This window comes from Burkholderia latens (assembly GCF_902499045.1).
Classification (GTDB): domain Bacteria; phylum Pseudomonadota; class Gammaproteobacteria; order Burkholderiales; family Burkholderiaceae; genus Burkholderia; species Burkholderia latens.
This window is the reverse complement of sequence record NZ_CABVPL010000005.1, coordinates 57,333-70,370: the sequence shown is the minus strand read 5'-3', so window position 1 is coordinate 70,370 and position 13,038 is coordinate 57,333. Positions and strand designations below refer to the sequence as shown.

Annotated in this window: 11 protein-coding genes; 5 read left to right on the top strand and 6 right to left on the bottom strand. The window is 67.8% G+C overall.

Annotated features, from left to right (window positions below):
- The first annotated feature begins 65 nt into the window (after positions 1-65).
- A complete protein-coding gene (locus BSE24067_RS05425) occupies positions 66-290 on the top strand; it encodes a hypothetical protein (RefSeq protein WP_151067199.1) in 225 nt (74 codons plus the stop codon).
- A gap of 40 nt (positions 291-330) precedes the next feature.
- Here the strand turns inward: BSE24067_RS05425 and BSE24067_RS05420 are convergent, their stop codons facing one another.
- A complete protein-coding gene (locus BSE24067_RS05420; RefSeq protein ID WP_151067198.1) occupies positions 331-1,236 on the bottom strand; it encodes a ketopantoate reductase family protein in 906 nt (301 codons plus the stop codon).
- 490 nt (positions 1,237-1,726) lie between these two features.
- Here BSE24067_RS05420 and BSE24067_RS05415 point away from each other — a divergent pair, with 490 nt between their 5' ends.
- Positions 1,727-3,019 (top strand): MFS transporter, encoded by a 1,293-nt coding sequence (locus tag BSE24067_RS05415; protein ID WP_151067197.1) that lies wholly within the window; start codon positions 1,727-1,729, stop codon positions 3,017-3,019.
- Between the two features lie 174 nt (positions 3,020-3,193).
- Positions 3,194-4,357 carry an aldose epimerase family protein gene (locus BSE24067_RS05410; RefSeq protein ID WP_151067196.1) on the top strand — a complete coding sequence of 388 codons (1,164 nt, stop codon included), beginning with the start codon at positions 3,194-3,196 and terminating at the stop codon, positions 4,355-4,357.
- 27 nt (positions 4,358-4,384) lie between these two features.
- Here the strand turns inward: BSE24067_RS05410 and BSE24067_RS05405 are convergent, their stop codons facing one another.
- Positions 4,385-5,356 carry an AraC family transcriptional regulator gene (locus tag BSE24067_RS05405; protein ID WP_151067195.1) on the bottom strand — a complete coding sequence of 324 codons (972 nt, stop codon included), beginning with the start codon at positions 5,354-5,356 and terminating at the stop codon, positions 4,385-4,387.
- A 94-nt stretch (positions 5,357-5,450) separates the two neighbouring features.
- On the opposite strand from BSE24067_RS05405, the gene BSE24067_RS05400 reads away from it, so the two are divergent.
- Entirely contained in the window at positions 5,451-6,284 is an 834-nt protein-coding gene (locus BSE24067_RS05400) for an oxidoreductase (RefSeq protein WP_151067194.1), read from the top strand.
- Between the two features lie 231 nt (positions 6,285-6,515).
- Complete coding sequence (locus BSE24067_RS05395; RefSeq protein ID WP_151067193.1) at positions 6,516-7,352, top strand: alpha/beta fold hydrolase; 837 nt, start codon at positions 6,516-6,518, stop codon at positions 7,350-7,352.
- 100 nt (positions 7,353-7,452) lie between these two features.
- On the opposite strand, the gene BSE24067_RS05390 is transcribed toward BSE24067_RS05395, so the two are convergent.
- The 4 genes from BSE24067_RS05390 to BSE24067_RS05375 form a co-directional block, all read right to left on the bottom strand.
- On the bottom strand, positions 7,453-8,160 hold the full coding sequence (locus tag BSE24067_RS05390) for a DUF3142 domain-containing protein (protein ID WP_151067192.1): 708 nt from the start codon (positions 8,158-8,160) through the stop codon (positions 7,453-7,455).
- Positions 8,161-8,167: 7 nt separating this feature from the next.
- Entirely contained in the window at positions 8,168-10,339 is a 2,172-nt protein-coding gene (locus BSE24067_RS05385; RefSeq protein ID WP_151067191.1) for a PA5441 family protein, read from the bottom strand.
- 353 nt (positions 10,340-10,692) lie between these two features.
- A complete protein-coding gene (locus BSE24067_RS05380; protein ID WP_151067190.1) occupies positions 10,693-12,108 on the bottom strand; it encodes a 3-deoxy-D-arabino-heptulosonate 7-phosphate synthase in 1,416 nt (471 codons plus the stop codon).
- Between the two features lie 144 nt (positions 12,109-12,252).
- Positions 12,253-13,014 carry a 2-keto-4-pentenoate hydratase gene (locus BSE24067_RS05375; RefSeq protein WP_151067189.1) on the bottom strand — a complete coding sequence of 254 codons (762 nt, stop codon included), beginning with the start codon at positions 13,012-13,014 and terminating at the stop codon, positions 12,253-12,255.
- Positions 13,015-13,038: the final 24 nt, after the last annotated feature.

Below are 13,038 nucleotides of genomic sequence, written 5' to 3'. Positions count from 1 at the left end.
CGGCCGGCATGCCGGTGCGTCACGGTTCGCGGCGCCCGTCGGGCGTCGGCGCGAACAACTTCTGAATGCTGGCGCCCATTTGCCGCGCCTGTTCCCGGCGTTCCGCGATGACGTGGTTCGCATTCCTGATCGCACGCCGGCTCGCGGCGGCGTTGCTTGCCTATTCGAGTGGCGCGCCGATGTCGCGTAGCGTCTGCGCCGCAAAACTCGTTGCGCCCTCGTCCGGGTCGCGTTCGTGCTTGCGGTTCGTGATGTTGTTCACCATCCTCTGGGTCGGCGCCGCGATGTGACCGATGGACGCGCGCGCCTGCCTCGGGCGGCTGCGGCGCGTCACGAACGCGCCGCAGTCTTCGCTTCCAGCATCTTCACGAGCAGATGCAACGTCCGATTGACCGGGGTGTCGATGCCAGCGGCCAGCCCGCGCCGCACGATCGCGCCGTTCAGATGGTCGATTTCGCCGGGTTTGCCGCGCGCGAGATCCTGCGCTGTCGACGAATACTGACCCGGCGGAATCGTCGCTTCGATCTGCTCGACGATTGCGGCCGGCTCGTCGGCGAAATGAACGCCTTCGGCTGCAGCGACGGCGATGCACTCGGCGACGATCGCGCACATCGTCGTGCGCAACGCGTCGCGGTGCGGCATTTCACCCAACGGCAGGTGCACGATCGCGGAAATCGCGTTGTATGCGCAATTCAGAATGAGCTTGTGCCAGAGTACCGTGCGCAGGTCGTCGGCTATGCGGGTCGGAATGTCGGCTGCGCGCAGCGCTTGCGCGAGCCGTTCGCTGGACGGCGACGCTTCGATCGCGAGATCGCCGCGGCCGTGGTGCAGCAGGTGCCCGGGCCCGGCCATTTCGCTTGCCACATAGACGGCCGCGCCAATGACGGGGCGATCGAGCGCCGCGCGCAGCCGGGCTGCGTTGTCCACGCCATTCTGCAGACTGACTACGATCGCTTCCGGCGCCAGCACGCGGCTCAGCGCGCGCGCTGCCTGCGCGGTATCGCCGGACTTCACGCATACGAGCACCACGTCGGCCGAGCTCGCGACGTGGATATCGGTCGACGCGTCGGCCGGCACCCACCGGTCGAACGTGCGTGTCTGGACGCGCAGACCATGGTCGCGGATTGCGTCGACGTGCAATGGACGACCGATGAACACGACATCGTGGCCGTGCAGCGCCAGCATGCCGCCGAAGTAGCAGCCGACCGCGCCGGCGCCGAGAACCGCAAATCGCATGATTGCCCCGTGGAAAACCGTAAACGCGTCACGCGGACATCGTATGCACGCGTGCGACGGCCCTGCCGGCCGTCCATCAATATGGAAACACGCGACCGTCGTCGTTTATTCCCGCCGTCATCACGGATCCGCTGCGCGAGCACTGCCTATCCGATCGTGCTTCGGCCGGTTCGGCATTGCCGGCGGCGCTATTGAACAGGCGTCCCACACATCGACGAGGGCGATCGCGTCGGGGTGTCCGCCGGAATAAAGCGGGAGGTTCGGGCACGATCGCTTTGCCGATACCCGGCTGGGTTTGAAAATTTGTGAAGCGGGAACATTTGCCGTCATGGTTCGAAACCGTGGTATCGGGCGCGAACGCCATATCGGTTGCATCGCCAGATTGACGCGCGACGGAATTGATCGGGTCGCTCGGGTGTTGTCAGGCAGTAGCACGTCAACGGCTGTTCAACGGCTTTATCCGCTGTTCCCTTTCCCGGACCTCTTTCAGATGAACTCCACACACTTGCTTTCGCTCCAGGCAGCGCAGAACCGCCCGCTGACCGCCAGCGACCACCGCACGCTCGCGCTTGCCGCGCTCGGCGGCGCACTCGAGTTTTACGATTTCGTGATTTACGTGTTTTTCGCCGCGGTCATCGGTCAATTGTTCTTTCCGCCATCGATTCCCGACTGGCTGCGGCAGTTGCAGACCTTCGGCATTTTCGCGGCCGGTTATCTCGCGCGCCCGCTCGGCGGCGTGGTGCTCGCGCATTTCGGCGATCTCGTCGGCCGCAAGCGCATGTTCACGTTGAGCGTGATGATGATGGCCCTGCCGACGTTGACGATGGGGCTGCTGCCGACCTATGAGTCGGTCGGGATTGCGGCGCCCGTGCTGCTGCTGCTGTGCCGGCTGTTGCAAGGCGCGGCGGTACGCGGCGAGGTGCCCGGCGCGTGGGTGTTCGTGTCCGAACACGTGCCGCCGCGCCATGTCGGCTACGCGTGCGGCCTGCTGACCGGCGGTCTGACGCTCGGCATCCTGCTCGGCTCGCTGATCGCATCGGCGATCAATCATCATTATTCGCCGGCCGACATCGGCGCGTATGCGTGGCGGCTGCCGTTCGTCGTCGGCGGCCTGTTCGGGATTGCGTCCGCGTTGCTGCGACGCTGGCTCAATGAAACCCCCGTATTCGCAGAAATGAAGCGCAGCCGGTCGCTGACCCGCGAAGTGCCGTTGAAGGCCGTGCTGCGCGATCACGGTCGCGCGGTGCTGGTGTCGATGATCCTCACGTGGACGCTGACCGCCGCGATCGTCGTCGTGATCCTGATGACGCCGACGCTCATCACCAAGCGCTTTCATATCGCACCCGCGCTTGCGCTGCAGGCCAATTCGGCCGCGACGTTCTGCCTGACGATCGGATGCATCGTCGCCGGCTCGATCGCCGGACGGTTCGGTACCGGCCGCACCATCTTCGCCGGTTGTCTCCTGCTCGGCGCATCGTACTGGCTGATGGCGTCGCAACTCTCCGCCGATCCGTCGTTGCTGTTGCCGTTTTACGCGCTGTGCGGCTTCTGCGTCGGCGCGGTCGCGGCGATTCCGGTCGCGATGGTGCGCGCGTTTCCGGCGGCCGTGCGCTTTTCCGGCATCTCGTTCTCGTACAACGTCGCATATGCCGCGTTCGGCGGTCTCACGCCGGTGTTCGTGTCGGTCCTGCTGAAAGCGCATCCGCACGCGCCGGAACTGTACGTCGGCGTGCTGTGCATCGCGGGTGCGCTGGCGGGCTTCGCGCTGCGCCCCGCACGGTAAGCGGTGTGCCGAGCAATATGCAGACGGAGATCCGCCGGTATCGATCACGCGGCTGCGCGATCGAGCGCATGCGCCGACGCCGCGTCGGCGGCAATCGCGTCCGCGTATCGTCGCGCATCCCGCAGGCATGCAAATTGCGCGCCGCCACGCCGGAACACGTTCCGGAGGTTTCCCATGAATCGACTCTGGCCGCAGCACCCGATCCTTGCACTAGGTGTATGCGCAACGTTCGCGCTTGGTGCGACCGCCGCCTCGGCGGCGCCCGACGTCTCGCTCAGCCGCACGGATTACGGCACCACCGCGGCCGGGCAGGCGGTGAGCCAGTACACGCTCGCCAATGCGCACGGCGTCACGCTGAAGATCATCACGTACGGCGGCATCGTGACCACGCTCGAAGTGCCCGACCGCGCAGGCAAGGTCGCCGACATCGTGCTCGGCTTCGACTCGCTGCGCGACTACGAAGCGCATAACGGCAACCTCCATTTCGGCGCGCTGATCGGCCGCTATGCGAACCGCATCGCGCACGGCCGCTTCACGCTCGACGGCAACACATGGACGCTGCCCGTCAACGATCCGCCGAATACGCTGCACGGCGGCCCCGACAGCTTCGACGCGAAGGTGTGGACGGTGACCGGCACGCACAGCGACGGGAACGGTTCGAGCGTGACGCTGCGTTACGTGAGCCCCGACGGCGAGAAGGGTTTCCCCGGCACGTTGACGACGGATGTGACCTACACGCTGACGCGCGACAACCTGATCCGCATCGACTATCGCGCGACGACCGACAAGGACACGGTCGTCAATCTCACCAATCACAGCTATTTCAACCTGGCCGGCCACGACGGCGGCAGCGTCGAGCGGCAACTGATCGAGATCGCCGCGTCGCGCTTCACGCCGACCGGCGCCACGTCGATTCCGACCGGGCAGCTCGCGAGCGTGACGGGCACGCCGATGGACCTGCGCGAATTGACGCCGATCGGCGCACATCTGCGCAGCGCGTATGCGCCGCTCGTGTTCGCGCACGGCTACGACCAGAACTGGGTGCTCGATCAGGGCGGGCAGTCCGCGCCCGCGTTTGCCGCGCGCGCGTACGACCCGGCGTCGGGGCGGTTCCTCGTGGTGTATACGACGCAACCGGGGCTGCAGTTCTATACGTCGAATGGTTTGAACGGCAGCGTGGCAGGCAAGGGCGGGACGGTTTACCGGCAGACGGACGCGTTCGCGCTGGAAGCCGAGCACTTTCCCGACTCGCCGAATCATCCGTCGTTCCCGACGACGGTGCTCAAGCCGGGAGAGACGCTGCACGAGGTGACGGTGTGGAAGGTCGGCGCGCGGTGATTCGCCATGGAAGCGGCAAGCGCCGCGTCAATGCGACGACACGAACACCGCATCGTCGAACGCGGGCGGAATCGCGAACTGCGCGCGCATGCGCTTCGCTTCTTGCGCGGGCGTGCGCCCGAACAGCCGCTTGAATTCCCGGCTGAACTGCGATGGGCTCGTGTAGCCGACCGCATGGCCGGCCGCCTCGGCGGTCAGGTCCTGACGCACCATCAGCAAACGCGCCTGATGCAGCCGCGTCGACTTCAGGTACTGCATCGGCGAGACCTGCGTGATCGCCTTGAAGTGGCTGTGAAAGCTCGGCACGCTCATGCCGGCTTCGGCGGCCAGTTGCGCGACGTCGAGCGCGCGCGCGTAATCGGCGTGGATCAGCCGCAGCGAACGGCCGATCCGGCCGAACTGGCCGCGCATCGCGAGCGCGCTTCTCATCGCGCTGCCTTGCGCGCCGGTGAGCACGCGGAAATACAGTTCGCGCAGCAGCGCGGGGCCGAGCACCGCCGCTTCGAGCGGCCGGTGCATCGCTTCGACGAAACGCAGCACCGTTGCCTGCATCGCGTCGTCCATCCGCGTCGACATCATGCTCTTCGGCGCCTGCACGGGTTCCGCAATTCCGGTGCGATCAATCTGCGCGGCCAGTTCGGCGGCCAGCGTGAAATCGAGGTGCAGATACAGCGCGAGCAGCGGGCGCTCTGCCGTTGCATCGGTTTCCATGCTGAACGGGACCGGCACCGACACGGCCAGATAGTGGTCCTCGTCGTACAGATAGCGTTCGCCGCCGAAATAGCCGCGCTTGCGTCCCTGGCACACGATCACGATGCCTGGGTCGTACAGCACCGGCGTGCGCGACAGCGCGCGGTTCGAACGCAGGATGCGCACGCTCGGCAGCGCGGTCAGGTTGTAGCCTTCGTCCGGTGCCAGCGCATGCAGCAGCGCGATCACGCGTTTGCGGCCACGCGCGGGCAGCGCCGGCGATCGGCGCGAAGAAGGTTCGGTACTCATAGTTTTGTGCAAGAAAATCAGCGGAATCGGGCTTATTCTGCGTCGCTCGTCAGACTAGTATGCACGCTTCGATCGACATTCGGGAGAAGCTCAGATGGCATCCACGAACATCATGCTCATCACCGGCGTCAGCAGCGGCTTCGGTCGCGCGCTCGCCGAAGCGGCGCTGGCCGCGGGTCACACGGTGGTCGGCACCGTGAGAAGCGAAACGGCACGACAGGCGTTCGAAGCGCTGTCGCCGCACGCGGCGATCGCGCGCGTACTCGACGTGACGGACTTCGACCGCATCGACGGCGTGGTCGCCGACATCGAGATGCACGTCGGGCCCGTCGACGTGCTCGTGAACAACGCCGGCTACGGACACGAAGGGATCATGGAGGAGTCGCCGCTCGCGGAAATGCGCCGGCAGTTCGACGTGAACGTATTCGGTGCCGTCGCGATGATGAAGGCCGTCGTGCCGTTCATGCGCGAACGCCGGCGCGGCCGCATTCTGAACATCACGTCGATGGGCGGCCACATCACGATGCCGGGCATCGCGTATTACTGCGGCAGCAAGTTCGCGCTGGAAGGCATTTCCGAAACGCTCGGCAAGGAACTCGCGCCGTTCGGCATCGCGGTGACGGCGGTTGCGCCGGGTTCGTTCCGCACCGACTGGGCCGGCCGCTCGATGACGCGCACGCCGCGCTCGATTGCCGATTACGACGCGCTCTTCGATCCGATCCGCCGCGCGCGCGAGGAGAAAAGCGGCAGGCAATTGGGCGACCCTGCCAAGGCGGCGCGCGCCATGCTGGCGGTCATCGGCGCTGAACAGCCGCCCGCGCATCTGTTGCTCGGCAGCGATGCGTTGCGGCTCGTGCGCGACAAATGGGCGGCGCTGGAAGAAGAGATCCGCGCGTGGGAGGCCGTGACCGTGTCGACGGACGGCTGACGCGCGATTCGCCGCGCGTGATGAGTCGCACGGTTAGTTGCGTTGCGGGCGCCGACAACGGCAGGATCGAGGCGGGGATGTTATCGGCTTCATGACACGGACCTGGATTTCCGCTACAACGAAGGGTGCTGCGTCTACACGCGGTGTGCCACCGCGCCGCAGTTCGTCGCCGGCGCCCCCGCGCCGCCGGCCGGCACGCGATGTTCACCTACCCGGAAGGAGCCTACCGCCATGCCGTACATCACCACGAAGGACAACGTCGACATCTTCTACAAGGATTGGGGCCCGAAGGATGCGCAGCCGATCATGTTCCACCACGGCTGGCCGCTGTCTGCCGACGACTGGGACGCCCAACTGCTGTTCTTCGTCCAGAAAGGCTATCGCGTGATCGCGCACGATCGCCGCGGCCACGGCCGGTCGGCGCAGGTGTCCGACGGTCATGACATGGATCACTACGCGGCCGATGCGTTCGCGGTGGCGGAGGCGCTCGACCTGCGCAATGCGGTCCATGTCGGCCATTCGACCGGCGGCGGCGAAGTCGCGCGCTACGTGGCCCGGCACGGCGAGCCGGCCGGCCGCGTCGCGAAGGCCGTGCTGGTCAGCGCGGTGCCGCCGCTGATGCTGAAGACGGACGCGAATCCGGAAGGCCTGCCGCTCGACGTGTTCGACGGATTCCGCAAGGCGCTCGCCGACAATCGCGCGCAGTTCTTCCTCGACGTGCCGTCCGGCCCGTTCTACGGCTTCAACCGTCCCGGCGCGGTCGTGCATCAGGGCGTGATCCAGAACTGGTGGCGTCAAGGGATGATCGGCAGCGCGAAGGCGCACTACGAAGGCATCAAGGCGTTCTCGGAAACGGACCAGACCGAAGACCTCCGCTCGATTTCGGTGCCGACGCTCGTGCTGCACGGCGAGGACGACCAGATCGTGCCGATCGCGGATTCGGCGCTGAAGTCGATCAAGCTGCTGAAGAACGGCACGCTGAAGACGTATCCGGGCTTTTCGCACGGGATGCTGACGGTCAATGCGGACGTGCTGAACGCGGACCTGCTCGCGTTCGTGCAGGCGTAAGCGCGTAAATGGCGTGACGGTGTAACGTGGCGGCGCATGCGGGCTTCGGCCGGCTGCGTCGCCATTGCGCGGGCGGCACGAGATTGCCGCGTCGCCGCCGCTAACCGTTGCGCAGGAACACGACATAGCCGCGGAACCACGGATTTGCGGCCAGGTACGGCGGCGCGTCCCACTCGCCGCCCTGGATCACGCCGATGCGAAACGGCAGTCGCAGCCGCGCGACGCGTGGCAGATAGGCCGCATAGTCGGGAATCGTGCGGCGCCCCTGGTAGGTCTGCACGACCACTTCGTCGACGATTTCTCGGACCTGGTTGACCTGGTCGGCGTCGATCCGGCTGCTCCAGTCGAGCAGCCCCGTGATGCTCAGCCGGCAATCGGCGGGCAGCGTTTCACGCAGCGTCCGCAGAAACGCCACGTAATCCTGCAGGTGGCGCGTGCGCGCGTCGAAGTCGATCTGGATGCCCGCGATGGTGCGGCCCGACGCGCGCCAGCGCTCGAGCTGCGCGAGCATGATCTGCGTGACGCGCGGCGTCCAGTGCAGCGTATGTGCACGATAGACGAGCCACACGCGTGCGTTCGGCGCAGGCGGCAGCGCGACGCCCTGCGCGATCACGCGTACCAGCGATTCGTCGCGCGGCGATGCTTCGATCTGCCCCTGCAGTACGTAGACGGTACGCGCATCGCTGACGACCGGCTGCGGCTTCACGCCTGCCCACAGCCAGAACGCGTCGTATCGCGCCGCATCGACGGTGCCGGCCAGCGCGACGCGGCCCGCCAGCAGCAGCGCGATACACGCGACGCGCTTCACGCGGCGCTCACCAGTAGTAGCGCAGCTTCTGCGCCCACGGGCTGCCTGGATAGGCGGTCTTCAGCGTGTCGAACCAGCGCTTGCGCGTGTTCTTCGGCACGTCCTTGCCGCCGCATTCGCTATAGCCGGACGGCTCATAACATTTGATCGCGCGGTACAGCGCGTACGCGCGGTCGTTCGGGTCCGCCTGCGCATCGGCCATCACGGTCATGTAGCTCGACATCCGCTCGTACGGCTTGCCGCCGAACTGCGACGGTGCGCCACCGAGCGTCGGCGGCACGCGCGTGGCGGCCGCCGCCGATGCGTTGCGCATCCACGGCGGTACCGGGGCGCCTTCGAGGTCGGCCGCGGGCGGATGCAGGCGCACGAAATCGGCGAGGCAGTTCAGTCCTTTCGCATCGCCGGGATTCTGCTGCAGCGCCGCGGCGATGTCGCGTGCGGACGGGCACACGTAACCGGCTTCGTTCCGCGCGCCGGCTGCGATGAACGGTTTCAACGGCGCCGCCGGCGCGCCGGACACGAGCGCGGTATCGGCGATGAAGTCGGCGTAGTGCGAGCGCGTGAGCTCCTTGTACAGCAGCGTGTACAGCGCGGTGTCGCGCAGTGCGCCGCCGTTCGCCGGATTCTGCGCCTGCGTGCGCAGCAGGTCGGCACCGGCCGTGCGCTGCAGCAGCACGGCACGTATCGCGAGGTTTTGCACGGGAGAATCGTCGGCGAACACGTCGTCGACGAGCCCGGCCTGCTCGAGGTTGATCGCGAGCGCGAGCTCCAGCGCTTCGCGCTGGAAGCGGAATTTCGCGAGCGGGATCAGGTCGCGCCACAGCCGGCGCGCGGCGTCGCTCTGGCCGCTATCCTCGAGCGCGAACGCGCGCAGCGCCTGCTGGCTCAGGCCGAAGTAGTCGAGCGGCGCCGCGGGCGTTTGCGGCAGCAACGCGAGCGCGGCATCGGGCTTGTGCCCGATCTGGACGTACCAGGTCGCGAGCAGGTAGTCGTACAACGCGGGCGCGTTCGCGAAGCGGGATTTCTGCGCTTGCAGTTCGTCCAGCGTGAGCGGCTTGTCGCGGCTCGCATCGCCGCTGCCCGACGTACGCATGCGCAGCAGGTCGACGGTTGCGAGCACGGTGGGCGACTGGATCTGGCGCGCATCGAGTTCCGACCCGAACAGCAGCTTGCTGTCGAGTTCGTTCGCCAGCTGGATCAGCGGCACGTTGGACGTCGCCGGGGACCAGCGCGCGAGCGCGTGTCCGTAAAGGTCGGCCCGCTGCGACACGTTTCCGCCGAGCCATGCGACGCGCCGCAACAGCCCCGCCGCGGAAACCGCATAGCGCCCGTGCGGATACACCTTCAGGTAGGTGCGAAACACGGTGTCCGCGGCATCGAGCGATACCTTCGTCACGCGCGCGCGCGACGGCGTCGGACTGTCGTGATCGAACGCGTTGGCCTGCGCGGCGTTCAGTTGCGCGCGCCCGGCCATGTAGAGGCCGGTTTCCTTCAGCCACGGGTTAGCGCTGTGCGATGCGCTCGCGAACGCCCGCGTCGCGGTGAAGAAGTCGGCGCGGTAGAACGCATTCGTGCCGTCGAGGTACGTGACGAACTGCTGGCCGAGCGGCGACTTCACGGGCGGCCGCGTCCATGCACCGCTCGCGCCGCCCGCGGCACAGGTCTTCTGCGCGATGTCGGCGCGCGCCGTGCGCAGGCGCGCGGCTTCGTCGGCGGGAAGGCCCGCGGCACCGGCCAGTGCGTCATTGAATGCGCCGGCGCCCGACGCCATGCTGCGGCAGATGCTGCTTTCGCCGTCGGCGTACCGGTTCGACGCGGCATCGGTGCCCGGCGCACCGTCGGTCACGTCGGGCGCTTTCTGGCCGATATCGATCCACCCGGAAAAATCCATCGGGAACGGCACGATGATCCGGTCGATCCGCTCTTTCGCCGGGATGGTCTTCGGGTCCGGAAATACCTGAGCGACCTTGCCGCTGTCGACCATCATCAGCATCGCGTTGATGCGCGTGTCGTTCGCGGGGCTCAGCATCGGCACGTTGCCGCACGAGTACGTACTCTGCCGGAGCGTCGGCGGCACGTTGCAGGTGTCGTCCGAGCTGGCGTGAGCGGCGGGGACGCAAAGGACGCTCGCCGCCAGCGCGGCGAGCACGTTTCGGTGCAGTGTCGGGTTTCTTGGCATTTTTGTTCTGTTGGTGTGGGCCGCGGCGGCCCGGTCTCTCAGCGGGCATTTCGCCCTGGCGCGTATCGTACCTCACGCGCCGCGAGGGTGGCCGGTATCCACGGCACGGCACGGCCCGTCGCGTCGAGCGTCGCCGTTCGACGCCGCAGTCGGTCATGCGCCGAAGAGAACGCTTGCATGTGCGGCCGCGCCGGTGCTGCGGCCGGTCGGCGCGGACGCGAACGAGCAGTGGGGAGACGGCGGGCGATGGGCCGGTTGGGCGCCGCCGCCGCCGTTCGGCGTGCTCGACAACCGAACGGGCCGCGCGTGGCGAATCGACGTGGCAGCCCGCTCATGCGGTCGGCCTATGCGCATCACGCGTCGTTGGCTGCGCTGTCGTCTGCGTCGTCAACATCGCCTTCGATCGCGGCCATCAGATCGTCGACACCGACCATCAATGCCCGCACCTGCCGTAGCGACTCGTATTGATGCAGCACCGCGTGCCATGACGGCAGTTCGAGCAGCGCGTGCCAGACGACGTCGAGGCCGTGCGGATCGGCATCCTGGTGCCGGGCCAGCGCGCTTGCGTAGTCGAGGCTCGCCGGAGCGGACAGCAGTTGCATGCGACTGGCGGCGCCCAGCAGGCGCGGCGCCGGATCGGCCGATGCATCGCAGCAATACAGCACTTCGCGTTGCAGTGCCGCGTCGTCGGTCGTCAGCGCATGCAGCGACGCGCCGTGCAGGCGCACCGCGCCTTCGCGCGCGTCGAACGCATAGACGGTGTGTGGATCGGCTTGCGCGAGCAGATGCAAGCCGCGCAGCAGGCGCGGCAAATCGGTCGTCGCGGCATCGGCGGACGCCTTTGCCTCGACGAGAAACCGGACGTGCCACGCGGCCGACGGATCGTCGCCGCGCGCGCGGTCGAGCAGCACCGCGTCCCATTCGGTTTTCGCGCGGTCGTGCTTGCCGGGGATCGCTGCGGGCACGCGCATCGACGTGACCACGCGATACGTGCGGTGCGGATCGCGCGCATCGAGTTGCGCGGCCAATGCGTGGAGCGCCTGCGCGGCCAGCGCCTCGACGGCCGCGCCGCGCTGTTGCGACGTGACGCCTTGCGCGACGGCCAGCGCACTGCCGACGAGCGGACCCTGGCGCCCCCACAGCGTGCGGTACTGCCGGACGTCCGGATCCGGCGACAGCGCGTCGGTGCGCAGCAGCCGGGCGAGCGCGGCGCTGTCCTTGAGTTTGACGATGTCCTGTTCGAATGCGGTGTCGGTGGCCATCTCCGGTTGCGCGAGCAGGTGCCGCAGTGTCGCATCGACGTCGTCCCACGCGGCGCGCGCCGCCGCTGCATGCAGCCGCGCGAGCGGCTCGCGTTGCCAGGCTTGCGCGTGGCGTTCGAGCCTCGCCGGATGCGCGATCGTGTTGATCGCCGAGCGCAGCGTGCGGCGATCCTGCTCGGCATGCGCGGCGAGCGACGCGTATTCGCGCACGGTCGCCGCGCGATGCCGAAGCACCGCGGCCTGAAACGCCGGGTCGCCGGACTGCGTGTTCATGGCGTCGCCGATCATCCGCGCGAGCGCGTTGACGAAACGGTGTTGCAGCGCCGGGCCGGACGTGCGGCCTTCCGCCTTCATCCGGCGCGCTTCCTCGATCACGATTGCGATGACGGTGGCCGGATTCGCGGCGTCGGTCAGCGACGTCGCACGCACGAGCGGCGGCAACCGGAAGCGGCGGTGGACGCTGCGCAGGACTTCGTCCAGCAGGGCGGGCAACGGTGTCGGCGGCATGGCGAATGACGGAGTGAACGCGGGTTGCGCGCGTGACGGGCTATGTGCAACGGTATCACGCGGAACCTGCCGGGCGCGATGGTGGTTGCGCTGCCGACGCAACGTTGCGCGCGGACGGCGATACGCGCCGTCCGCAGCCGAACGTCACGCCGTCAGCGTCACCGACAGACTGCCGAGTTCGCCGAAGCGCACCGTCAGCGCATCGCCGAGCGGCACCTCGATCGCGCCCGCGTACGAGCCCGTCGTCACGATCTGGCCGGCGCGCACGCCGTCGTCGCGCGATGCGAGGAAATTCACGAGCCACACGAGCGGCTTGAGCGGATCGCCGTCCGGATGGCGGCCGTCGATCGTGCGATTCAGCGCACCGTCGAACGACAGCGCGAGCGTTTCGAGCGGCACGTCCAAGCCGTCGGGCACGACGGGGCCGACGCACAGCCCCTGGTTGAACTGCCCGTCGGCGAGCAGTTCGAACTTCGACGCGCGCGCCGGCTCCGCATAGCGGCAACCGAGCACCTCGAGCACGATGCGCACTTCGCGGATCGCGCCGCGCACGTCGTCGTCGCCGTACGGCTGCGCGCGGGCGGGCAGGTCGCGATCGAGCACGAACGCAATCTCCGGCTCGATCCGTACGATCGGGCCGCCGACGACGCGATACGGCGCATCGGCTTCGCGGATCGTCGACGCGAAGATCGGCGCGACGATCACGCGATCGGGCGGCGGCAGCGCGCATTTCCATCCGCCGATGGTCTCGCCGAGCAGGTCGGCGACGCGATGCTGGATCGCCAGCGCGGTATCGACGCTCTCGGGGCGGAAGGCGTCGGGCAGCAGCGGGCCGGGCACGCCGGCATGGCGGGCGGCGACGAGATGCTGGGCGGCGCCGTCCACGCGTTCGGTAGTCGTTGTCATGTCGGTTAGCGAAGTGAAAGTGAG

Bases quoted from the DNA above. Each gene is read 5' to 3' on its own strand.
- BSE24067_RS05400 (WP_151067194.1), top strand. From the start codon at position 5,451: ATGGCATCCACGAACATCATGCTCATCACCGGCGTCAGCAGCGGCTTC.
- BSE24067_RS05380 (WP_151067190.1), bottom strand. From the start codon at position 12,108: ATGCCGCCGACACCGTTGCCCGCCCTGCTGGACGAAGTCCTGCGCAGC.
- BSE24067_RS05425 (WP_151067199.1), top strand. From the start codon at position 66: ATGCTGGCGCCCATTTGCCGCGCCTGTTCCCGGCGTTCCGCGATGACG.
- BSE24067_RS05415 (WP_151067197.1), top strand. From the start codon at position 1,727: ATGAACTCCACACACTTGCTTTCGCTCCAGGCAGCGCAGAACCGCCCG.
- BSE24067_RS05405 (WP_151067195.1), bottom strand. From the start codon at position 5,356: ATGAGTACCGAACCTTCTTCGCGCCGATCGCCGGCGCTGCCCGCGCGT.
- BSE24067_RS05385 (WP_151067191.1), bottom strand. From the start codon at position 10,339: ATGCCAAGAAACCCGACACTGCACCGAAACGTGCTCGCCGCGCTGGCG.
- BSE24067_RS05420 (WP_151067198.1), bottom strand. From the start codon at position 1,236: ATGCGATTTGCGGTTCTCGGCGCCGGCGCGGTCGGCTGCTACTTCGGC.
- BSE24067_RS05395 (WP_151067193.1), top strand. From the start codon at position 6,516: ATGCCGTACATCACCACGAAGGACAACGTCGACATCTTCTACAAGGAT.
- BSE24067_RS05375 (WP_151067189.1), bottom strand. From the start codon at position 13,014: ATGACAACGACTACCGAACGCGTGGACGGCGCCGCCCAGCATCTCGTC.
- BSE24067_RS05410 (WP_151067196.1), top strand. From the start codon at position 3,194: ATGAATCGACTCTGGCCGCAGCACCCGATCCTTGCACTAGGTGTATGC.